Origin of the sequence: Aureispira sp. CCB-QB1, from assembly GCF_000724545.1 — a bacterium.
Lineage (GTDB): Bacteria > Bacteroidota > Bacteroidia > Chitinophagales > Saprospiraceae > Aureispira.
Window position 1 is genome coordinate 45,120 of the sequence record NZ_JHBV01000033.1, and the last position, 22,363, is coordinate 67,482.

At 35.6% G+C, this 22,363-nt stretch carries 20 protein-coding genes; 12 read left to right on the top strand and 8 right to left on the bottom strand.

The window, feature by feature from the left end:
- Positions 1-99: 99 nt before the first annotated feature.
- Positions 100-2,505, top strand: a complete 2,406-nt coding sequence (locus CG11_RS17900) for a T9SS type A sorting domain-containing protein (protein ID WP_052598206.1) — start codon at positions 100-102, stop codon at positions 2,503-2,505.
- Between the two features lie 117 nt (positions 2,506-2,622).
- Here CG11_RS17900 and CG11_RS17905 read toward each other — a convergent pair whose 3' ends face one another.
- Together CG11_RS17905 and CG11_RS17910 are read right to left on the bottom strand one after the other, a co-directional pair.
- Positions 2,623-4,056 carry a GH1 family beta-glucosidase gene (locus tag CG11_RS17905; RefSeq protein ID WP_081909593.1) on the bottom strand — a complete coding sequence of 478 codons (1,434 nt, stop codon included), beginning with the start codon at positions 4,054-4,056 and terminating at the stop codon, positions 2,623-2,625.
- A gap of 172 nt (positions 4,057-4,228) precedes the next feature.
- Complete coding sequence (locus CG11_RS17910; protein WP_052598207.1) at positions 4,229-6,295, bottom strand: DUF3857 domain-containing protein; 2,067 nt, start codon at positions 6,293-6,295, stop codon at positions 4,229-4,231.
- Positions 6,296-7,132: 837 nt separating this feature from the next.
- Between CG11_RS17910 and CG11_RS17915 the strand changes: the two genes are divergently transcribed.
- The 4 genes from CG11_RS17915 (at position 7,133) to CG11_RS17930 (ending at position 11,126) form a co-directional block, all read left to right on the top strand.
- A complete protein-coding gene (locus CG11_RS17915) occupies positions 7,133-8,032 on the top strand; it encodes a ParB/RepB/Spo0J family partition protein (RefSeq protein ID WP_052598208.1) in 900 nt (299 codons plus the stop codon).
- Positions 8,033-8,453: 421 nt separating this feature from the next.
- Positions 8,454-9,047 (top strand): M48 family metallopeptidase, encoded by a 594-nt coding sequence (locus tag CG11_RS17920; RefSeq protein WP_052598209.1) that lies wholly within the window; start codon positions 8,454-8,456, stop codon positions 9,045-9,047.
- Between the two features lie 254 nt (positions 9,048-9,301).
- Positions 9,302-10,660, top strand: a complete 1,359-nt coding sequence (locus CG11_RS17925; protein WP_052598210.1) for an NAD(P)/FAD-dependent oxidoreductase — start codon at positions 9,302-9,304, stop codon at positions 10,658-10,660.
- A 34-nt stretch (positions 10,661-10,694) separates the two neighbouring features.
- On the top strand, positions 10,695-11,126 hold the full coding sequence (locus CG11_RS17930) for a nucleoside deaminase (protein ID WP_052598211.1): 432 nt from the start codon (positions 10,695-10,697) through the stop codon (positions 11,124-11,126).
- A gap of 81 nt (positions 11,127-11,207) precedes the next feature.
- Here the strand turns inward: CG11_RS17930 and CG11_RS17935 are convergent, their stop codons facing one another.
- Both CG11_RS17935 and CG11_RS17940 read right to left on the bottom strand, forming a co-directional pair.
- Complete coding sequence (locus CG11_RS17935; RefSeq protein WP_052598212.1) at positions 11,208-11,504, bottom strand: putative quinol monooxygenase; 297 nt, start codon at positions 11,502-11,504, stop codon at positions 11,208-11,210.
- Between the two features lie 168 nt (positions 11,505-11,672).
- A complete protein-coding gene (locus CG11_RS17940) occupies positions 11,673-12,272 on the bottom strand; it encodes a nitroreductase family protein (RefSeq protein ID WP_052598213.1) in 600 nt (199 codons plus the stop codon).
- Between the two features lie 117 nt (positions 12,273-12,389).
- Here CG11_RS17940 and CG11_RS17945 point away from each other — a divergent pair, with 117 nt between their 5' ends.
- Positions 12,390-12,746 carry a helix-turn-helix domain-containing protein gene (locus CG11_RS17945; protein ID WP_052598214.1) on the top strand — a complete coding sequence of 119 codons (357 nt, stop codon included), beginning with the start codon at positions 12,390-12,392 and terminating at the stop codon, positions 12,744-12,746.
- Between the two features lie 76 nt (positions 12,747-12,822).
- Here the strand turns inward: CG11_RS17945 and CG11_RS17950 are convergent, their stop codons facing one another.
- A complete protein-coding gene (locus CG11_RS17950; protein ID WP_052598215.1) occupies positions 12,823-13,401 on the bottom strand; it encodes an SH3 domain-containing protein in 579 nt (192 codons plus the stop codon).
- Positions 13,402-13,931: 530 nt separating this feature from the next.
- Here CG11_RS17950 and CG11_RS17955 point away from each other — a divergent pair.
- A complete protein-coding gene (locus CG11_RS17955; protein WP_052598216.1) occupies positions 13,932-14,165 on the top strand; it encodes a hypothetical protein in 234 nt (77 codons plus the stop codon).
- Between the two features lie 990 nt (positions 14,166-15,155).
- Here CG11_RS17955 and CG11_RS17960 read toward each other — a convergent pair.
- A complete protein-coding gene (locus tag CG11_RS17960; RefSeq protein ID WP_052598217.1) occupies positions 15,156-15,383 on the bottom strand; it encodes a hypothetical protein in 228 nt (75 codons plus the stop codon).
- Positions 15,384-15,405: 22 nt separating this feature from the next.
- Complete coding sequence (locus CG11_RS30950; RefSeq protein ID WP_255351954.1) at positions 15,406-15,540, bottom strand: hypothetical protein; 135 nt, start codon at positions 15,538-15,540, stop codon at positions 15,406-15,408.
- A 229-nt stretch (positions 15,541-15,769) separates the two neighbouring features.
- Here CG11_RS30950 and pheT point away from each other — a divergent pair, with 229 nt between their 5' ends.
- The 5 genes from pheT to CG11_RS17985 all read left to right on the top strand — a co-directional run bounded on the left by pheT (position 15,770) and on the right by CG11_RS17985 (position 21,432).
- Positions 15,770-18,253 (top strand): phenylalanine--tRNA ligase subunit beta, encoded by a 2,484-nt coding sequence (gene pheT / locus CG11_RS17965; RefSeq protein WP_052598218.1) that lies wholly within the window; start codon positions 15,770-15,772, stop codon positions 18,251-18,253.
- Between the two features lie 96 nt (positions 18,254-18,349).
- A complete protein-coding gene (locus CG11_RS17970) occupies positions 18,350-18,649 on the top strand; it encodes a hypothetical protein (RefSeq protein ID WP_052598219.1) in 300 nt (99 codons plus the stop codon).
- 10 nt (positions 18,650-18,659) lie between these two features.
- The gene (locus CG11_RS17975) at positions 18,660-18,956 is read left to right on the top strand and encodes a cell division protein ZapA (RefSeq protein ID WP_052598220.1); all 297 of its coding nucleotides are present in this window, start codon (positions 18,660-18,662) and stop codon (positions 18,954-18,956) included.
- 123 nt (positions 18,957-19,079) lie between these two features.
- Entirely contained in the window at positions 19,080-20,717 is a 1,638-nt protein-coding gene (rny, locus tag CG11_RS17980; protein ID WP_052598221.1) for a ribonuclease Y, read from the top strand.
- A gap of 100 nt (positions 20,718-20,817) precedes the next feature.
- Positions 20,818-21,432: a hypothetical protein gene (locus CG11_RS17985; protein WP_052598222.1), complete on the top strand. Its 615-nt coding sequence runs from the start codon at positions 20,818-20,820 to the stop codon at positions 21,430-21,432.
- Between the two features lie 23 nt (positions 21,433-21,455).
- Here CG11_RS17985 and CG11_RS17990 read toward each other — a convergent pair whose 3' ends face one another.
- Positions 21,456-22,355 carry a bestrophin family protein gene (locus tag CG11_RS17990; RefSeq protein ID WP_052598223.1) on the bottom strand — a complete coding sequence of 300 codons (900 nt, stop codon included), beginning with the start codon at positions 22,353-22,355 and terminating at the stop codon, positions 21,456-21,458.
- Positions 22,356-22,363 lie beyond the last annotated feature (8 nt).

Genomic DNA, 22,363 nt, shown 5'->3' on the forward strand with positions numbered 1-22,363 from the left:
CTAAAGTAAAAACATAAAAAGCATCTTCCATTAGTTTATTTCAACGGAGTAATAATTCTAACGCAGACGCTTAATCCTCCAACTTTAAATAAACATTTTATGAAACGTTACAACATACACTCATTTATCTCTATACTACTATTTTTATTAAGTAGTCACGCTCATGCAAGCCACTTCTATGCTGGCGAAATCACCTATCGCTGTATCAACAACAATCAATATGTTGTTCAATTAGAAACTTTTCAAGATTGTGCAGCAATTGCCCCTCCTACTTCTGTATCGATTGCAGCTAGTTCTTCTTGCATTGGGAATTTAACATTCAACTTACCTCAAATTTCACTAACAGACATTTCGCCAGTTTGCCCCAACGGAACAAGCCCTTGTTTGTCTGGCAACTATGGGACTTACCACGTTATTTATTCAGATACGGTCAGTCTTTCGAGTTGTACCGATTGGATCTTATCCTATACCAACTGTTGTCGCCCGGCTAGTATCGTTAACTTAGCCAATTCGAACACGACAATTCATACAGAAGTAAGCTTAGACAATAGCACCACTTGTAATAATGCTGCCTTGGTAACAACACCAGCCTATATCCATGTATGCATTGGACAAGTCCACACGCATAGCCTTCAAGCTTATGACTTGGATGGAGATTCTTTGACCTTTTCACTAACCAATCCATTAGGAAGCAATGGTTCTCCTGAGCCCTATGTTACAGGATATAGTGTTAACACACCACTAGGCAATAGCTCTCCTTTTAGTTTTGACAGTAGCACAGGAACATTTACATTTACAGCCAATACAATAGGAGGCTATATCGTAGGTATTCAAATTAACGAATATCGTAATGGAACGTTAATCTCTACTTCCAACAAAGACGTTTCCATCGTAGCGTTTAATTGTTCTAATAGTGCCCCTAACTATAGTATTTCTAATGTACAAGGTGGTTATTTAGATGATAATATTTTTTACGTTACCAATCCTAGTCAATTAAGTTTTGATATCACGACCATCGACACTGCTGATGTCAACGATACCCTTACCTTTTATAGCAATATCAGCTCCATTGGAGGAACATTTACTAGTACTGGAGTAAATCCTGTTACAGCCAACTTTGTTTGGCCAACTTCAAGCCCCACTCCACAAAACTTTATGGTAGAAATAGTAGACAATGCCTGTTTTCCAACTCCTGTTGCAGGGCAACAACTCTTTGGATTTGCTATTGTGTTGCTAAATCATTGTGTCCCTGACTCTGTTCTTGGCATTGTTGCCCCTGACTCTATTTTTGAAATTGGAGGAAATTGTCACAATAACAACGGATTTCCAATTACAGCCATTACCTCTCCTACCACCACCACTTATGGCAGCTTAAGCATTCACCCTAACCAAGATCGCTTGCTATATCAAGCTGGTTCTAGCTACGAAGTACAAGAAAGCTTTTGGGTACACTTTGAAATGAATGGAGGTCTTCAGTCGGATTCTATTTGGGTAGATATAACAACAACGTCTTGTGTTTGGGCAGGCGATACGGATACCAATAACATCGTCAACAACTTTGATTTGCTACCGATTGGTTTGGGATATGGCGAAACTGGTGCTGCCCGCCCCAATGCAGGAATAGATTATGATTGTGAGCCTGCTCTAAACTTTCTTAATAGTACCCCTATTACTGGAATTAACTACAAACATTCTGACACCAATGGAGATGGCATTGTTAATGCCGATGATACAACAGCCATTTTATTAAATTGGGGACAAATACACCTCAAAAACAATCCTGTTGCTCCTCTAAATGCGATTCCTTTTTATGCCGAACCTACCACGGGCTTGCCAGGACAAATGCTGCAAATTCCAATTATCCTAGGCGATACCACTGTACCAGCCGATAGTATTTATGGTGTTGCTTTCACTATTAATTACGATGAAACAATGACAGATACCAACTCTGTTTTTGTCGACTTTAATACATCGTGGCTAGGCACTCACAATACGGACATGATTTCTGTTCAAAAAGATTTTTATTATCAAGGAAAAATAGAGGTGGCTGTTGTGCGTATCGACCACACCAACAGAGATGGAATGGGACAAATTGGCACTTTAAATCTGACCATCAAAGATGATATCCTAAAAAAAGCAAACAACCAGCGATTAGATTTGTCCATTTCTGATGTCAGAATAATTACCAATATAGAAACAGAACGGTTAGCTAGTACACCTCCTACAGATGTTTTGGTTAGCATTATTTCTTCTACTCCCCAATTGCCTCTAAATTCTTATGTCAATGTTTTTCCTAACCCTGCGAAAACAAATCTCAACATTCAATCTAACCATGAAATTCAATGGGTTCGATTGTATAATTTGAATGGGCAAGAAATTAAATCAATGTCCTTACAAGACTTGCATACAACTATAAACATTCAAAACTTAGCTACAGGGGTCTATGTTCTCCAAGTTCAAACCCAACAAAATATTACTACTCAAAAAATACAAATTGCTCGATAATAAAGAGAGCATACATTTTTATAGTAGTTAGCTACGCTGCTAATTATTATTTTTAACGATCATTCGTTTTAGCTTTTTCGCAAAGAAAGTCTCACTCCTTCCTAGTGAGGCTTTTTTTTATTTTAAAAATTCTTGAAACCAAAGCCCAGAGTCTTTAATAGTTCGTTCTTGAGTCTTATAATCTACGTGTACCAATCCAAAACGAGGATCGTACCCTTCTGCCCATTCAAAATTATCCATAAAACTCCATGCAAAATAGCCTCTAATATCAATACCTTCTTGTTGGGCTTGATACACATTTTTTAAATAGTTTTGATAAAATTTCACGCGTTGCACATCGTGTATGCGGTTGTTTTCTTTAACATCTTTAAAAGCAGCACCATTTTCAGTAATAATAATTGGTGGTAAGTTTTTATAAGCCGCAAACTGTTTGAGTATTTGATAAATACCTTGTGGATAAACTTCCCAACCCATTTCAGTAATTTGGCTAGGCGCTACGCCTCTATGCTTAGCTTTTTCCTCCAAAAGCCAAACATAAGGCAAGATGTATTTTTTCACAACAGTTTGTGTATAATTTTGCAAACCAATAAAATCAAAATCAAAGGCAACTACATCCATATCTCCAGCCTCAACATATTTTTCAATCCCTTTCATAAATTGAAACCCCTCTGTAGGATAACCCATTCCTAAAAGAGGCTCTATAAAAAGTCGATTGAGTAAGATATTAGCTCGATGTGCTGCTTTAGCATGTGCTTTTTTATTCCCCTTAGGGCGTACAGGCGAACAAGAAAGTGTGGTTCCAACGTTCGCATTGGGAACATTTTGCCGTATAATTCGACCTCCTTCGGCTTGCACCATGGTTGTATAGTGTGCTGCTCGTAAAAACTTTTTGGGAGCAATATAGCCTGGTGCGTGTACTCCTGCAAAATAGCCTACCGCCGTAAAAGCCATGGGTTCGTTCAATACCATCCAATTTTTAACCTTACTTCCATATTCTTTGGTAATAAAATTCGTATACTCTTTGAACCACCCCACAATAGAACGATTTGCCCAGCCGCCCTTATCCTCTAGTGCTTGAGGCAAATCCCAATGATAGATCGTTATCCATGGTTCGATGCCCAATTCCAAACAACGATCAATGACTCGGTGATAAAAATCTACTCCTTTGGGATTTGGTTTTCCTGTTCCTTCTGGGAAAATACGAGTCCAAGCAATTGAAAATCTAAAAACATCAAAATTCATCTCCTTAACGAGCAAAAGATCATCGTAATAACGATGATAAAAATCGCAAGCAACATCTCCATTCTCTCTATTTTTAACTTTCTTCGGCTTTTGATGTGTCATATGATCCCAAACAGACGGTCCTTTTCCATCTTCGTTCCACGCCCCTTCGATTTGATAAGCGGCAGTCGCCACACCCCACTTAAAGTTTTCTCCAAAATCTTCTTTGGTTAAAGTAGGGTTAGAAATAGCCAACACATTAAAAGGATGGGATAAATAAGTAGCTCCCAACAAAGAGGAGGAAAATTTAATAAAGTCTCTGCGATTCATAATTTTTTTTTATAAAAATAAACTATTTACAGCATCCAACAAAAATCTAGACAAATGATTAGAACAACCAGTTTCTAATACTCCAACCATCAAAAAAATCCTCTTCCTAGCAACTAGAAAGAGGATTCATTATGCAACACGGTATACTGGTTGTTACGGGTATTGTTTTGTTTTATGCTCGTTTGGTTTTAAACGAAAATTTAGCGTTTCTAACATCCTTATACGCTTGGTTAACTTCATCCAGCTTCATCACCTCATCTTTAGGAATAAATAGTTTTTTCACTTGATAAGTAGATTGGATGCGAATCATATTTGGCTTCATTTGAGTTACCTTCATTTCATAAGAAGCATATTCATTGTCCACTTTTTTCTCTAGATCACTAATATTTTCTAACTCTACTTCTTCATCAAAAACCAAGTAGTACTCCTCCTTATCTGTTCCCAAATAAGGAACATGATAATCTAAAGTACGTTTTTCAGCGTTCACGACATTTCGAATAGAATGCCCTAAAAATTCATCTGCATTGACCTTAAACGTTCCTTTTTCTTCCTTTAATAAATTGTCAATTTTGACATCATAACCATATTTGAATGCAAAATTTGCCAAAGGCGATGTTTCCATTTTTTCAACCTTTGCATTAGACACTTTTGTTTTAATCTTATCATAAGCACGGAAGCTATAATCGTAAGATTCTTGTAGCGTTTTATCTAAAGTATCTGCTTTGTGTCCATTCATAATTCCACCTCTTGCACCTCTTGCATACAATCCAGAATACGAACTAGAAACTTTTTGAGTAATGCTATTATTTTTAAGATTGACTTGTACTTGAGCACGAATCAAACGTTTATTATTTTCGGCATCCATTAACGGTCCATTGCCAAAGTTAATTTCTTGAAGTTTAGCATTTCTATCCGTAATATCTCTCATATAACATTTGGTATCGTAGAAATTCCATGGCAATTCATTCAAACCACCCATGCCGTTGATAGACAAAAAGCCGTCACCGTTTTTGAATACAAAGAAATAATCTCCAATTTGAGTATTAGAAACAAAGCCCAAATCAATTGGTCCACTAAAACGACTTTTGGCAATTGCCACATAATAAGGAATATTAAAACGCTCAAAGAAATCTCTATAAATACGCACTAAGTTTCTTCTATCTGTTTTGCCATTCAACAAGAAATAATCAATCCCCTCACTTTTTTCAAAATCCTCCAATTCTTCATTGATAATTTGCATTTTTTTAGCCACATACTCATTTAATAAATATACCTTTTCAATGGCTTGTAAATCTTCTTGTTTTTTGCCAAACGTTTTGGCACCTTCTGCAAACATTTGCTCATAAAACTCTTCTAATTTCTTTTTCTTACGAACACGTACTTTTAAGAAATCTTCTGAGTATTGCAAAATTTGATCGGCATAGTTTTTAACTTGAAAAGACAGTTGATCTTGGCGGAAAGCATCAAAGTTCAATTCATAGATAAAGTACTCCAAGTCATTCTGATAAATTGTTCCTTGCGAATTAGCCTCTGGTACTCCTTTTAGGTTTTTCATCTCCCAACTCAAAATTTTGTTGGTTGACGTTGTACGAGTATCTGGTTTGGGCATATTATTATAAATACGACCATCAATTTTTACTTTAAGTGGCACCGAAATACCAAAAGAAGCTCTTAATGTTGGATACTGGCTGTACAAGTTCACCGTACGACCTTGATCCAAAAACTTAGACTCAATAATCGTAATTGTTTCTAACTCATCTCCTACTTCTAAGTCCTCCAATTCGTAAATAAACAAATCATCTTTACTTGCATACAAGTTGTCTTCTTCTGTCAATTTTGCAAAAGGTAAATCGCGAACATTGTAATTTTTAACTTCTCCATTCGCTTTGCGAATACGGACATCAACGGTTTTGTATTGTACATAGTCTGCAATACGCCCTTTGAACCGTTGTATAATTAGTCGATCATAATTTTCTAAAGCATCTTCTTTTTGTATTTTAACATGCATTTGTGTTCGATAGGTCGCTAACTGCTCTATGTATGGAAACGTTCCAGAGAATGTCCCACGACTATACGTTTCATTATTGATAATAACAGCATCTGCATCTGCATATTCGCTTGGAATTTCTGGCACAGGTGCCATTTCCTCTTTCCAGACATGGTCGCCAAAACTTTGAGCCGATAGGTATCCATAGGACAGACTCAATAAAAGAACAATTAGGAAACAATTTTTTTTCATAATGAATTTTAATTTAAGTTTATGGTATTTTGATAAAGAATGCTAAGGAGTCAACTTATTTTCCCTGTTGTTGTAATAAGTTAGTTTGAGACGACCCACATAGTACTTAGAGTATATTGAAATTATATCTTCAAGCTACAAATGCTTGATTTAGGGACTACAGTTGCTTTTTCAAAACAAAGTGAACTCTATCAAACCTGACTAATCCTTAACCAACTGTTCTGAACAAACTTTATCAAGTTATTAAAAAGCTGCTTTGACAAAACTACAGGATATTCCCAAAAATTTAAGCAAAGATTCTTCGTAAGTTACTGTAAAAATACATATTTAAAGTCAAAAAAGGTTCCAGATTTTAACTTTGAGTTTAATAATTCGACAAAAATAAATAGTTCAACGATAAATCTGGCTAGTACTAATTTTTAGTTATAATACATAAATTGTATCTTTACAATAAGTTTTACGATCAGACAATAATACGTCGTGGATTATTTATTTCATGAACTTTGTTTCATGAAGGCACAAGCTTAGTTTTTTAGTTTTTTTATAAAAAAGTCAAAAAACACCTTTGCATCAGCCTGATTATCAAATCTTAAAAAATCCAAACAATAAAATCACATTCAATTGATAATCAACTATGCAACTCCACGAGGTAAGAGACAATAGTCTACTAAAAAAGTGCATTAGGTTGATTCAAAATCTACTGACAACGTTATACGTGTTTAGCACAATACCTATGCTTATTACTACAACACTAAAGTATTGATAATTGACCTAATACACTCCAAAAACCTACAAAATATTATACTAGTACCACATATATAAATATAAGATATTGTAATGGCAAAACGCAAAAACAAAGGATTAGGAATTAGTGCCTTATTAGGTAATATTGATGCAGATATAGAATCTTCAAAAAAGAAGCAAGCTATTGTAAATGACTTATCCAATACGGTCGCTTTCATTCCTTTGACTAGCATTGAGGTAAATCCTTTTCAACCAAGGGTAGATTTTGACCAAACTGCTTTGAAAGAGCTGTCTGATTCGATTGCTGTACATGGTCTTATCCAACCAATTACGGTACGTCACCTTGGTAACGACAAGTTTCAATTGATTTCAGGAGAACGTCGTTTGAGAGCGTCAAAAATGGCTAATTTGGAAGAAATTCCTGCTTTTATCCGTTTGGCAAATGACCAAGAGATGATTGAAATGGCTTTGATTGAAAATATTCAACGCCAACAACTAAACCCTATTGAGGTCGCCATCACCTATGGTCGTTTGATGAAGGAATGTAACTTGACGCATTTGCAATTGGCTGAACGTGTCGGCAAAGCTCGTACAACAATCACCAATTTCACACGCCTACTTTCTCTGCCAGAAGCCATCCAAAAAGGATTAAAAGAGCACGACATTACAATGGGGCATGCCAAAGCTTTATTAGGAGTTGATGATTATGCTTTTCAAATGGCAACCTACAAAAGTATTATAGAAAAGGAACTTTCCGTTCGCCAAACAGAAGATTTGGTAAAGTTGAAAAAAAGTGCTGGTACGGGCTCAAAGGCTAAAGGCAAAAAAACGCTCCCTCAAGCTTATCAAAAAGTTCAATCGGAACTAACTTCTATGTTAAGCACAAGAGTTAATCTCAAAGCTGACGCCAAAGGAAAAGGACAAATTGTGATCAATTTTAGTAATACCGACGATTTGAATCGCATCTTGGATTTGCTAGAAACCAACAAATAAATATCCTTTTTAAAGCTTCTACCAACAAGCTTTAACTCATACGGAACCTATATTTTGATCTTGAATAGAATACTTTAGCATGCATTTTGATTTGTAATGTATGAGATTTATTTTATTCAAGATTTTTTATTTCAATAGTTCGTTGAAACCACGCAGTAGCAGCGAAGCTAAACTTTATTAGTTTGATAATCAACAAGTTGTATATTTACTGCGTTTTGTGTTAAAATTTTGATTATCAACTGCGCAGCACTCATGAAGTACCACGAAGTAGCAGCGCAGCTAAACTAATATAAATGTGCTTTTTTATCTTTTTTGGTGAAAAAGTAAACAACTAAGCGATAGCGATCTCACGACCGCAGGGAGCTAATCAACGAACTACTATTGTTTAATACCTTCTCGTATATTTTTATAACTTTTTCTCATGCGCTACCTTCTCTTCTTTTTATCCATTTGTTATTACACTACCTCTATTACAGCTCAAGATAAACTAGTAGAACAGTTTGAAAAAGGTATTGCAGCTTTTGAAAAAGGCAATTATGCCAAAGCAGAGCGCTTGTTTGATAAATTACTAAAAGAAGAACCTAGTTATGCCGCAGTATACGTCTGGAAAGGTAAGTGTTTACAAGAATTTGAGGAATATTCTGCTGCATATCAGGCGATTCATACAGCTTGCAACTTAGAACCTACAGAGGCTAGCTATTGGTTCGAATTGGGTTATTTGAAATACAATCTGGCGATTCATAGTATAAAAAAGCCAGAGCTTTGTGGAGATTGTGGTAAATTTTTGTTGCCTGAAGGAGAAAGTATCAATACAACGGATTATTATAAAAGTGCTCTAAAAGATTATCAAAAAGCCATTCAATTAAACCCACAATATGCAGACGCTTATTACCAAATGGCAGTTGCATATACTGCCCTTGCCGAAAAAGAAAAAGCTTGTTTGCAACTTCAAAAAGCCATTGACCTAAAGCACCCCAAAGCTTCAGAATATCATCTTGAAATTTGCTCCAATTAGCCTTTTTTACAATTTATTTGTCGATATTCGTCAAAAATTCAGTATTGTTCTTTAACTCCTTATGTGATCAATCACATTAATCACTAAATTATCATCTAAGCATACTCTCAATACAATTGGAACAAATCCATTGGAATCATGCTTAGCCCTTGCTTCTATCCGTAGCTGCAAGGCGATTCATCTATTTTATAATTATTGAGATCACATAATTTGCAACAGAACTGTATCAAATTGAGACTATAATCGAATAAAACATGGAAAAAGCACCCGTAATTATTGTTGGAGCAGGACTAGCTGGTTCATTAATGGCTATCTACTTGGCTCAAAAAGGCTTGGCAGTTGAAGTTTTTGAAAGTCGTCCAGATATGCGAACGACAGCTATTAGCGCTGGACGCTCTATTAACTTAGCCTTGTCTGATCGAGGAATTTTACCATTAAAAGAAGTTGGCATTCTAGACAAAGTAATGGCTGAAGCTGTTAAAATGCCTGGTAGAATGCTGCATTCTGTAGAAGGGCAACTTCAATTCGCTCCTTATGGCAAAGATAGTTCTCAATACATCAATTCTATTTCTCGTGGAGGATTGAATCAGTTGCTAATGACTGAGGCAGAATCCTACCCTGATGTAAACATTCATTTTAATCAAAAATGTATCGATGTTGATTTTGAGAACAGCATTGTTACCGTAGAAGATCAAGCTACCCAACAACAAACAACTGTTCAAGGTTGTACTATTATTGGCGGAGATGGAGCTAACTCAGTAGTACGCAATGCTATGGAACAAGAAATCGAAGGCTATCAAGCTCATGTAGATTGGTTGGATCATGGTTACAAAGAACTTTCTATTCCTCCGATGCAAGACGCAGGTTTTGCCTTAGAAAAAAATGCTTTGCACATTTGGCCTAGAGGCAATTATATGTTGATTGCGCTGCCCAATGCAGATGGCAGTTTTACCTGTACCTTATTCTTTCCTTATAAAGGTAATCCTAGTTTTGAAAGTTTGGATACCCCTGAAAAGATTCAAACATTTTTTGAAGCCCAATTTGGCGATGCTGTACCTCATTTGGTGCACCTCCAAGAAGAATTCGCCAACAACCCTGTTGGCAAGCTAGGTACCTTAAAATGCTACCCTTGGATACATAACGATAAGGCGGCATTGATTGGAGATGCGGCACACGCCATTGTTCCTTTTTATGGGCAAGGTATGAATGCTTCTTTTGAAGATTGTCGAGTACTAAATGCTTGTATTGAAACGCATGGTGTAGGCAACTGGGCAGCAGCTTATAGCGCCTATCAAGATTTGCGCAAAGTTAATGGAGATGCTATTGGCGATTTGGCTGTAGAAAACTTTTATGAAATGCGTGACCATGTTGCCGATCCGACCTTTCGAAAAAAACGTGCCCTAGAGCATATCCTAGAAAACACCTATGATGATTATCATTCAAAATATTCCTTAGTTACCTTCCAACCTGATGTGCCTTATGCTGTCGCAAGGAATTTAGGAAACCAACAGGATGCCCTATTGATGAACTTATGTAAAGAGGTAGAAGATATTAAAACTCTAGATATTCCTAGTGTTTACCAACAGCTTAAAGCTCTAAAGACACAAGTTTAAGTATAAAAATAGTTAATACAAATAAATCGGAACGATGGATAAATTTATGCAAGCGGCTATTGATGAGGCAAAAAAAGGACGTGATACGGGTGGAATTCCCATTGGTTCCGTCTTAGTTAAAGGAGAGACTGTTATTGGAGCAGGACACAACCAACGTGTTCAGCAAAATGATCCAATGGCACATGCTGAAATTGACTGCCTCAAACAAGCTGGGCGAGTAGGTTCCTACAAAGATATGGTGCTTTATTCTACCTTAATGCCTTGTTATTTATGTGCAGGTGCAGTAGTACAATTTGGGATTAAGCGTGTTGTCGTAGGAGAAAACACAACATTTCCTGGAGCAGAGGCTTTTATGAAAGAACATGGGGTGGAAATCATTAACCTGCAAAACCAAGAATGCATTGACCTAATGACAACTTTTATTGAGCAATACCCAAAGCTTTGGAACGAAGATATTGGTGAATAACAACGTTATGGTATCCCCAAAGTGATTTGATTACTCAATGTATAATCAAATCACTTTGAGGAAAACTCTAATAATATTACCTTATCCAATTTGTGTCATTTCATGCACTGCAAACTCCTCTAAAGCACCCTCTGTTGCTTTCTTGTACGCTTCTAAATGGCTGTTATTAATATGCTGCTCCCACAATGCTCTACTTTCCCAATTTTCATAAAACAAAAACAAGTTTTTATTGTTGTTATCTTGATGCAAATCATAATTAAGGCAACCTTCTTCTGCTCTTGTCACCTCAATGAGTTTTAATAATTCCGCTTTCACCAAATCTCTTTTCTCCTCTTTTGCCACTATTCTGGCTACAATTGTTAATTTTTGATTCGTCATTTTTTTTAGTTTTGTTTAGAAGTTGTTTAAAATGGCATCTTTTTTAAATAGGAGTACACCTTGAAGGAACAATGAAGCTAATAGTCGTAACTATTGGACGAAAATCCAACGCAAAGGAGCGCAAAAAGTGATTCCATATTTGATGATTACTTAATTTTAAACATCTACTTAGATTGTTTCTGTCACCAGATCTATTGCCCTTCTTGATTTGGGCTGTTTGCTAGGTTGATTAAAATCATCGTTGTCTCTGTATCCAATAGCAACAGCTACAATTGTTGCATAATCGTTGTTTTTTAGTATTCTATCGTAATTTTGAGGTTCAATCCCTTCCATTGGTGTCGCATCAATCCCCATTTCTGCACAGGCACTTAAAAACACCCCCAAAGCTAAGTAGACTTGTTTATCAAACCAAGCCTTTATTTCTTCTTCAGGTTTATTTTTGATAAATTCTTTGTAATAATCCACTGCTCCCTTTGGCAATTCACTTTCAATGACATTTTCAAATAAGTTAATATCATTAATACGGCTGAACACGACAACCCAATCGCTATCAAGAACTTTATTAGTATTCAACCAAGAAACTTGAGATAATTTTTCCTTGGTCTCCGCATCATTTACAAACGTAAACTTCCATGGCTGACTGTTAATAGAAGAAGGACTTAATTGTAAAATTTGTTTCAATTCCTGAATTTTCTCCGCTTCTATTTTTTTAGAAGCATCATACTTTTTGGTTGTATACCGCTTTTGCATTGATTCTATAAAACTCATACTTTTTATTTTTAGTTAAACTATATTTTTTATAGTTGCAAATTTATGTATAGTTTTCTACCTTTGCAATAACGGTCAAAAAGGATAGTATAAAGTTTATGAAAAAAGGAGACTAAAATGATTGAATTTAAAGGCGTACAATATCCCTGTTGTACCAGCTTAACAATGGGTATTATTGGAGGTAAATGGAAAGCTGTGATACTTTTTCACTTGATGAATGAAAAATTGAGATACAATGAGTTGCGGAAACTGATGCCAACAGTTACCGAAAGAACTTTAAGTTTGCAGTTAAAGGCTTTGGTAGAAGATGGATTGCTTAAGCGACAAGTTTATACTTCAAAGCCCCCTTTAAAAGTAGAGTATTCGCTCACAGAATTTGGAAAAACACTAATTCCATTAATTCAATCTATTGCAGATTGGGGTGACTTTGTTCATCAAAATGGTACTTTGCTTACTCAAAATCGCATTAAGTAAATACACAAGAAGATTCAACTCCTCTAAGAATATTAGGAGCTAAATCTAGAATTCGTTCAAAAACAAGTAAATCTATTTAATGCAAATGGCAACGACCATTACAATTTCGTGTTTGAACCTTACATGATTCACCAGCAGGAGTATTGGCCCCACACACGACAGAAGGGCATTCGTATCGAATACGAAAGGCAGAAGGAGAATCTGTTAAGTTATCTACAGCCTTTTTTTGCACCAATCCCTCCTCTATCAAATTAAGTGGATATGTCTCCATACTAGGTGTCATCTTGAGATTATACACATAGCCGATTTGATCGTTTACTTTTATCTTATAATAACCATATTTATCCTTGTCTAGTAACAAAACCTCTTGTTTGTCTTCCAATGTTGCAATTACATTTCCTTGCAAAGGATACGTTTTATCTTGAACATCTAGGGTAGTTATGGTGTTTATAATAATAGGATAGCCATTGGTTTGGATATATTCAAGGATTTCATCTTCCAAGCGATCAATTTTTGCACGGATTGCCTTTTTGGGTTTTGCTTCATAAGTTTCTAACAGCAAGACTCTTTCTTTTGATAGACTTTCAAAGGATTTTTGTGCAAATGCACTTGTTACAAAAAGAAACAAACTGAAAATAATTATATATCGCAACATATTTAGGATTGTTATTGGTTTTTGAATATAGAAGTTACCACTAAATAAATACAATGGAGTATTCCCCTTCGTTTTTAGTACGCTGTTTATCAAGTTATGTTTCTTTTTATAAGACATTTCAATAAAACTTGACACCTATTAAAATGAAACTGTATGGTTATTGTAACAACAGCAATAAAAGAAAAAATTTGCTCTTAATGACAACCATAATACGGTGTGCAGTTCATTTAATTGCTTTTAATGAATAATTTCGTGGCATTAATATATTATGCACTTGAAAAATAAAATTAATACTAACTAAAAATATAAGTGTTTTTTTCTGCTTTTATAGCAACAAAACTAACAATTCTACTACATTACAAGGGGCTTATTTATAACTAAAACTCTCCATTTTTCCCAAAAATGCGTATTTTAAGCCGTAACTCAATCCACAAACCTAGGTACAATGTTCGCTTCAAATTATATAGTTTGGCAAACAATGCACCCAGTGCTACCTTATCTATAATTAACAATCAATCAATTAATATAACATGGGGTATTATGTAAAGTATGGCCATCGCTTCATCAAGCGAACACGCAATCGGAGGATTGACACCATTGACGCCATTTTGGGCACCAAAAAGCAAGCAAAAATTTACGGTTCTGAACGAGATGCCAAAAAGGCAATTACAACCTATATGTATGCCTACAAAGAATTAGAAGGAAATTGTGAAATTGTAAAAGCCAAAGTTCCTCCTAAGAGTGCGGCAAAAGAGGATTCTTAGATTAGGATGAAGCAACTTATCTTGAGTGGACTTTTTCTAAATCAAAAAGAAAAAGCCAATCGCAGTACGATTGGCTTGCCTTTGCATAATCATTAACATGGATTAGGTTGTCATGGTTTGTTAAGACTTAGTAAAGCATTGGTCTAAAGTTTAGTTCTGATTATTTCAAAGGCAATCTCTTTGTTTCATGGGCAAAGAGTTGTTCATAGGTTAAAAATTTAGTTGAAGGTTTTAGGTTTGTTTAGTTGAATTTTAGGTATTAGTTTTTCTCAAGCTATTTTCTTTATATTGTTAAAGTATAAAGAAGTTTCTCATGGATTTTAAAATTTAGTTGAAGGTTTAGGTTTAGGTAAATTTTAAAGTTTAGTTTTTTAATTTTCATGAGGAAGGGTTAGCTCCTTTTGTTGTTACAAATATAGTCCTTTTATAGTTTCAGAACAAGCCGAACTAACGAAAGGAACATTTGAACTAATGAAAGGTACATTTCACCTAACGAATGGATTTTGTATTCTTTTCCTTTACTTTCGTTTAACCTTAAAAACATATTTTTCGCCCCCTACCATACCTAATTTTATCACTTATTTACGATCTTCCACTCGATCAGATTAAGAGTGCCTTACAATTGATTATTAACTTTTTGAATCTTGAGTAGTTCCTTAAAAAGAAAAAGCCAACCGCTTTGCGATTGGCTTACCTTTTTATAACCATTAACATGAATTAGGGTTGGGGATCATGGTATTCACTTTAAGGTTCAGCATGGGTTTAACGTTTAGCTGAATTTTAAGGTTTAGTTTTGGCTATGCAAAGGTAACTTTCCTGATTTCATGGATAAAGAGCAGTTTACAATTACTTGGTTTAACTACATTCTAAAACGTTTGACACAAAGAAAGATGTATCCTTCTTTGTTGTTACAAATATACACCATCTAACTACATCAAACAAGTCCAACTAATGAAAGGAACATTCTATCTAATGAAAGATACATTTCACCTAATGAATGGATTTTTTATAGTGGACACCGTCTCTATTAGGCAGAATATCTTTAAGCCTTTCTCTCTCTTTTGAAAACCAAATAGCACCTTGATTAATCCAACGATAACGCACAACATTGCCTTTGGGATACGCTTTTTTTAAAGACAAACCTCCCCGCTTAAGACGAATTGGATAATCATTCCAATTTTTTCCCTTTTTAAAAATCAATTCTTGCAATGCCGCCACACAATAATCACTTTATTGGTTGTTATCTCACAATACTAAACCATTCAATTCCTAAATTACCTTCTCTACTTTTGATATCTAATAATGCTCCTTTTTCTGTTTGATCAAAAAAATCCTCATCCACAGCTATTTGAGTTTGATTAAAATCCTTTTTCATAGATTTTAAAATCAAATAATACATCTTTTTTATTCTATGCTATTAATTTGCTCTGAACATTACTAAATAGCTTCTACTCATCCTATTGAGAACTACAAGAGTCTCTTAAATATTTTAATACTAAAATCTAGGAAAATTTATATCTTTGTGTTTTATTTTATAATAGCTTGCTAATAGTCGAGCGAACTATTGATTTTAACAACTACTATTCATAACATAAATACAAACCATGAAAGTTTCACTAAATTGGTTAAAACAATACGTTAACGTAAACGAATCCAAAGAGGAAGTCAGTGACATTCTAACGAATATAGGTTTAGAAGTAGAGGGAATGGACATTTTTGAGAACATCAAAGGTAGCCTAGCAGGATTGGTCATTGGCGAAGTATTGACTTGCCAGAAACACCCTGATGCAGATAAATTGTCTATCACAACGGTTAATATTGGTGCAGAAGCACCGTTACAAATTGTTTGTGGAGCACCTAATGCCCCACAGGCAGTTGGCAAAAAAGTTGTTGTGGCGACTGTTGGAACGACCTTGTATGCTGAAGATGGCAAATCTTTTAAAATCAAAAAGGGAAAAATACGTGGTGAGGAATCTATTGGAATGATTTGCGCAGAAGATGAGATTGGCTTAGGCACTTCACACGATGGCATTATGATACTAGACGATGAAAAAGCAAGTGCTGGTATGCCTGCTGCTACTTATTTTTCCGATCGTGTTGTCAGCGATGTGGTTTATGAAATTGGCTTAACCCCCAACCGTTCAGATGCAACAGGGCATTTAGGAGTTGCTTTTGATTTGGCTGCCGCTCTCAAAACAAATTATACCAACCAAGGAACATTTGAACAACCTGATGTCTCCAATTTCTCTATTGACAATCACAATTTAAACATTGATGTCAATGTTGAAAATCAAGATGCGTGTCCAAGGTATACTGGGGTTTGCATTGAAGGGGTAACCATTCAAGACGCTCCTCTATGGATGCAAAACCACCTAAAAGCCATCGGCATTGAACCTAAAAACAATGTTGTCGATATTACCAACTATGTGCTTCATGAGCTTGGTCAGCCCCTACATGCGTTTGACTATGACCAAATTGAAGGCAAAAAAGTAGTTGTTAAAAACCTAGCAGATCAAACAAAATTCACAACACTAGATGAGGTAGAACGCAAACTAAGTCACGAGGATTTGATGATTTGCGATGGGAATGGCAATGGCATGTGCATTGCAGGTGTATTTGGAGGTATCCAATCTGGCGTTACCCAAACAACTACTAATATTTTCTTAGAATCTGCTTTTTTTGATGCAATTTCTATTCGCCGTTCAAGCATGCGCCATTTGTTGCGTACAGATGCTGCTACTCGTTTTGAAAAGGGAGTAGATCCAAATGGAACTCTATACGCTTTGAAACGAGCGGCATTGCTAATCAAAGAGTATGCTGGTGGTACAATTGCTTCAGAAGTCATTGATATTTATCCAAAGCCTGTTCAAAGAGCACAAGTAACGGTTCGTTTTGAGAAAGTAACTGACTTAATTGGTGCCGATATCCCCAAAGAAGATATTAAGAAAATCTTGGGTTATTTAGACATGAACATCCTAGAAGAAAATGCAGAAGCGTTTACAGTAGATGTTCCCACCAACAAAGTTGATGTTACTAGAGATGCGGACGTTATTGAGGAAATCTTGAGAATTTATGGCTACAACAAAGTAGAAACGCCTACAACCGTACACTCTGTATTGTCGTTTGCTCCAACTCCTAACCCTTTCAAAGTAAAGAACTTAATTGCTGATTTGTTAACAAGTTCTGGTTTTAATGAGATGATGGCAACCTCTATGACGCGTTCTGATTATTACAAAAAGCATTTGCCTCAGGATGAAGATAGTTTGGTGTATGTTAACAATACATCCAACCAACACCTAGACTTGATGCGTCCAAGTATGCTTTTTAGTGGTCTAGAAGCCATTGTTCACAACCAAAACCGCCAAAATCAAGATTTAAAGTTGTATGAATTTGGCAAAACTTACTTCAAGAAAGTAATTGATGGACAAGGAAATAGAGATTATTTTGAACAACAACACATCAGTTTGTTCCTAACTGGTCAACGCAATCCAGAAAATTGGCATCAAAAGGAAAACAAAGTTAGCTTTTATACGTTAAAAGCTTATGTTGAACATCTTATGACTCGTTTAGGTATATTGCCTAGTTCGATTCAATGTACGCCTCTTAAAGAGGACAACGAAGTATTCACCTATGGTTTGAAATATCATAGAGGGAAACAAGAAATTGTATCTTTTGGGCGTTTAGATGGGAACATTGCCTTAGGCATGGGCATCAAACAAGAGGTGTTTTATGCTGATTTTGATTTTGACACCATACTTCAAATTTTGAAAAAACACAAAATGAAGTATCAAGCAATGTCAAAATACCCCGCTGTTCGTCGTGACTTGGCTTTGGTCTTGGATCAAACAGTTGGCTACAACGAAATTTTGGGCATTGCGGTTAAAACTGGTGGCAAACAATTGCAAGCAACGAATTTATTTGATGTTTATGAAAATGAAGCGCAAATTGGAGCAGGCAAAAAATCTTGCTCGGTTAGTTTTATCTTTCAAGACGACAATAAAACATTAAAAGATAAAGATATTGACAAAGTTATGTCAAAACTAATTGCTACTTATGAGAAAAAATTAAACGCCCTCATTCGTAAGTAAAGCATTCAAAATTGATGGTTTGGGTATCTATTCATTTAATTTCCCCAACCATCAATTTTACTTTAATAATTCATAATTTTTTTAGAATTACCAAAAATGAGTACCTTAGAGGTAAAGTTAGAGGAGATAGAGAGAAAAGTAATAAAACTAGTAGAACAAAATCTTCAATTCAAAGAAATTTGTGAAGATTTGTTAATCGTGCGCCGTAGGCTAGAAAAAGAGAATGAAGCATTGAGGCAACAGCTTGCTGGACAAGCAGACGAAGTTAAAGAACTCGCAAACAAAACACAAAAACTAGAACTAACTTACAAAGAGGACACGGAAGGAATAAAGAAAAAAATCGATCAATATATTCAAGATATAGATACAAGTATTGAGTGGCTTCAGCAGCTCTAAATTGTAGCCAATGGACGAAGATAACTTATTGACTATACCAGTTGTGTTAGCAGGACGTACATACCCTGTTATGGTAACACAAGATGAAGTTGAAGGTGTAACGCTTATCAACCAACAACTTAATAAGGAGTTCTTGGATTTGCAACGTCGCTATGCCAATAAGCTAAACAAACAAGATATCTTATCGATGCTTTTATTAACCTATGCTAAAGATTTGCACGAGGAGCGCCAAAAAAAAGACTTGGCTCCAATCAAAGAACGCATTGAATCTATCGAAGACATCTTAGAACAAGTTTTTGAAAACTAAACACTTGCACTAAAAAAAGCATTCTTTTCCTTTTCCTTTTCTCTGTATTCTACTCTAATTAGTCATTTGGAAACTAATTTGGGGAGAACTTCCCTTTTATTTATATACAAACTTGAACAAATCATGGATGCAACATCACTCGCGATTGGAGCTGTCATTGGTATTCTAGTTGGTGTTTTGATTGGTAGATTTCTACTTGAAAAAATCAATAAAGAACGTCAATTGGAATTAGACAGAAAAGCGGACGAAATATTAAAATCAGCTAGAGAAAATGCTGATACAAAAGTACAAGAGGCTGAACGAAAAGCTGGTCAAATGGTTGAAAAAGCCAAAAAAGAAAGTGAACAAATTAAAAGCAACAAAATAGCAGAAGCAAAAAAACACTTTATTAATAAGAGAAAAGAATTTGAAAATAACTGTAAAAAACGCGAACTAAAACTAAAATCTAGTGAAGACAAAGCTCTAGAACGCGACAAAATCTCTTTAACTAGAGAAAGAGAAATTCTAAAAAAAGAAACTGCAGTTCAAAAAATTCGTGAGAACTTAAATCAACAACTTGAATTAGTAGAAGTAAAACTCGAAACCTTAAATAATAAAGAAAGTGAGTATTTGTCTCAGCTTGAAAAAATTGCCAAATTAACAGCTCAACAAGCTAAAGATGAGTTGCTTAAAAACATCAAAGACAAAGCAGATGCAGAAGCAATGGCTTATGTCAAAGATCGCTTTGAGGAAGCTAAAATGAGTGCCAACAAAGAAGCCAAAAAGATTGTTATTCAATCTATCCAAAGAATGGCTGCTGAGCATACCATCGAAAATACGGTTTCTGTATTCCGCTTGGATTCAGATGATTTGAAAGGTCAAATTATTGGTCGTGAAGGTCGTAACATTCGTGCTTTGGAAGCTGCTACTGGTGTTGAAATCATCGTGGATGATACGCCTGAGGCAGTTATCATTTCTAGCTTTGACCCTATTCGCCGAGAAGTTTGTCGTCTGTCTTTGCAACGTTTGGTAGCCGATGGGCGTATCCACCCTGCTCGTATTGAGGAGATTGTTGCCAAAACGAAAAAGCAAATCGAAGAGCAAATCATGGAAATTGGTCAACGTACTGTAATTGACCTAAATATTCACGGCTTACAAGCGCCTTTGATTCGTATGGTTGGTCGTATGCGTTTCCGTTCGTCTTATGGACAAAACCTATTAAAACACTCTATAGAAACGGCTAAATTATGTGCCATTATGTCGGCAGAATTGGGCTTGAGTTCTAGAGAAATTAAATTGGCAAAACGTGCTGGTCTGTTACACGATATTGGAAAGGTAGGAGAAGAAGAAACGGAACTTTCTCATGCTCTATTGGGTATGAAAATGTGTGAGCGTCATGGTGAAAAAGCTGCTGTATCTAATGCCGTTGGAGCCCATCACGATGAGGTTGAAATGAAGTTTATCATCTCTCCTATTGTACAAGTTTGTGATGCTATTTCGGGGGCTAGACCAGGGGCTAGACGTGAAATTCTAGAAAGTTATATCGAACGAATCAAAGAATTGGAGCAAGTAGCAATGGCACACGATGGTGTTCAGAAGGTATATGCGATGCAAGCGGGGCGTGAACTTCGTGTTATCGTAGAAGCCGATAAAGTATCTGACAACAAAGCGGAAGAATTGTCGTTCTTAATCTCACAACAGATTCAAAATGAAATGCAATACCCAGGACAAATTAAAGTAACGGTTATTCGTGAAAAACGTTCTGTGGCATTCGCTAGATAAATCTATATTTTTTGGGAAAACAAATTCCTGAATAAGACGTATATAAAAGCAATTCTGTCACTCGATGGAATTGCTTTTTTAGTTACTAAACTCAAATACAATGAGACAAATTATATTTTTGCTGGTCTGGACAAGTCTGCTTTTTAGTTGCAATTCGGATACGACAGTACCTGACATAAAAGAGTCTACTCGAACGAAAATTAGCAAAAAGAAGAAAAAACCTGTCCCTAAAGCAAAATTGCCTTTTTACTCTGAAAAAGGTGGCTTTAGCATCGTTTTTCCTGATACTCCCAAAGAAAACAAACATGTCACTACTTCTGAAATAGGACAAATTGAATTGACCCAATACATTTATGGAAAAAATGACACCCATGCTTGGGTTGCAAGCTTCTCTGATTATCCCGAACGAATGATTCAGTTAGGAAATAAGGAGCAGCTTCTAAAAGGGATTAAATATAGAATCTTAGAAGATCTTCGTGCCAAAACATCTATAGAAGAAAAAGTAAAGTTAGAAGACAAATACGATGGCTTGTCCTTTGTAGCAAAAGCCAAAAAGAGAGATTTAAATATTTCTTACAAGATATTTTTAGTTAAGAATCGAGTTTATCAATTGAGTATGTATTCTTCTGTGGGACCAATTGAAGCTCAAGATTCTACCGTTTTTTTTGGTAGTTTTAAATTGATTAAAACAGAAAAGAAAAAAGATCCTTCTTAGAGCATTGTATTGAATTGATTGGCTTACATCAAATAAAAACCTTCTTCTATTGGCAAAGGAGTTGGAATGCTTTGCTCCTCTTCTTGCAACAATTGTCGAATATTAATTTCAATTGTTCTGGCAATTGCAGTAATTGGCGTGTCACTTGGTCTATTTTCAAAAGGGTCTTGTAAATTGTAAGCGGTTCCTTCTAACAAAAAGAAAATAGTAGCAATACTCATAATTAACGGCAAACCAAAATAAATAGGCAGTGCACTTGTCGCCATAGTCAAGCAAATAACAAACAAATAAATGCTCAAATGCAAGAACATTCTATATTTGGTTGGAAAAACGGTGCTTTTGATTCGTTCTGCTTTGCCCATAGACGCACACAAGCGGACCAAAGTATTATCCAATTGAACTTGTTTGTACTCTGTCAAACCATACATAGATTTGAGTTGTTCTAAATCTAAGGTATTCAATTGTAAAATTGCCAAAGGTTTGTTGCTTTGTTTTGCAGCATGTCTTCTATCGTCAGCATTTAGAAATACTTCCATCCCCTTTAAAGGTTCTAAACCACGCAAACTTCTACCCAAGACATAACACCAAGCCATTTGTCGGTAGGCAATGGTTTTTACTTGACTATTGTCGATTCCTACAAAAGCCTGCAACTGCATTACCAAACTTCTCGAATCGTTTACAATAGCCCCCCATATTTTGCGTGCTTCCCACCAACGATCATAGGATTGACCGATTTTAAAAGACAACAAAATAGAGATCGCTGTCCCCAAAAAAGCTGGGATACTAAACGATAATTCCATTAACAAAAGCCCTAATTTCCACTCCACAAAATAGACGACACTTGCAATAGTTAGAACAATCAAAAAATCAGGCATTGCAGCTTGCAAAATATACCTCAAAGGCATTTTATAACGAATTAGCATAATCTATA

What these genes read in the sequence shown, in the direction of transcription:
- CG11_RS17975 (WP_052598220.1), top strand. Translation starts at nt 18,660, where the DNA reads ATGGACGAAGATAACTTATTGACTATACCAGTTGTGTTAGCAGGACGT.
- CG11_RS17915 (WP_052598208.1), top strand. Translation starts at nt 7,133, where the DNA reads ATGGCAAAACGCAAAAACAAAGGATTAGGAATTAGTGCCTTATTAGGT.
- CG11_RS17970 (WP_052598219.1), top strand. Translation starts at nt 18,350, where the DNA reads ATGAGTACCTTAGAGGTAAAGTTAGAGGAGATAGAGAGAAAAGTAATA.
- CG11_RS17955 (WP_052598216.1), top strand. Translation starts at nt 13,932, where the DNA reads ATGGGGTATTATGTAAAGTATGGCCATCGCTTCATCAAGCGAACACGC.
- CG11_RS17990 (WP_052598223.1), bottom strand. Translation starts at nt 22,355, where the DNA reads ATGCTAATTCGTTATAAAATGCCTTTGAGGTATATTTTGCAAGCTGCA.
- CG11_RS17945 (WP_052598214.1), top strand. Translation starts at nt 12,390, where the DNA reads ATGATTGAATTTAAAGGCGTACAATATCCCTGTTGTACCAGCTTAACA.
- CG11_RS17905 (WP_081909593.1), bottom strand. Translation starts at nt 4,056, where the DNA reads ATGAATCGCAGAGACTTTATTAAATTTTCCTCCTCTTTGTTGGGAGCT.
- CG11_RS17950 (WP_052598215.1), bottom strand. Translation starts at nt 13,401, where the DNA reads ATGTTGCGATATATAATTATTTTCAGTTTGTTTCTTTTTGTAACAAGT.
- rny (WP_052598221.1), top strand. Translation starts at nt 19,080, where the DNA reads ATGGATGCAACATCACTCGCGATTGGAGCTGTCATTGGTATTCTAGTT.
- CG11_RS17930 (WP_052598211.1), top strand. Translation starts at nt 10,695, where the DNA reads ATGGATAAATTTATGCAAGCGGCTATTGATGAGGCAAAAAAAGGACGT.
- CG11_RS17910 (WP_052598207.1), bottom strand. Translation starts at nt 6,295, where the DNA reads ATGAAAAAAAATTGTTTCCTAATTGTTCTTTTATTGAGTCTGTCCTAT.
- CG11_RS30950 (WP_255351954.1), bottom strand. Translation starts at nt 15,540, where the DNA reads ATGAAAAAGGATTTTAATCAAACTCAAATAGCTGTGGATGAGGATTTT.
- CG11_RS17935 (WP_052598212.1), bottom strand. Translation starts at nt 11,504, where the DNA reads ATGACGAATCAAAAATTAACAATTGTAGCCAGAATAGTGGCAAAAGAG.
- CG11_RS17985 (WP_052598222.1), top strand. Translation starts at nt 20,818, where the DNA reads ATGAGACAAATTATATTTTTGCTGGTCTGGACAAGTCTGCTTTTTAGT.
- CG11_RS17940 (WP_052598213.1), bottom strand. Translation starts at nt 12,272, where the DNA reads ATGAGTTTTATAGAATCAATGCAAAAGCGGTATACAACCAAAAAGTAT.
- CG11_RS17920 (WP_052598209.1), top strand. Translation starts at nt 8,454, where the DNA reads ATGCGCTACCTTCTCTTCTTTTTATCCATTTGTTATTACACTACCTCT.
- CG11_RS17925 (WP_052598210.1), top strand. Translation starts at nt 9,302, where the DNA reads ATGGAAAAAGCACCCGTAATTATTGTTGGAGCAGGACTAGCTGGTTCA.
- CG11_RS17900 (WP_052598206.1), top strand. Translation starts at nt 100, where the DNA reads ATGAAACGTTACAACATACACTCATTTATCTCTATACTACTATTTTTA.
- pheT (WP_052598218.1), top strand. Translation starts at nt 15,770, where the DNA reads ATGAAAGTTTCACTAAATTGGTTAAAACAATACGTTAACGTAAACGAA.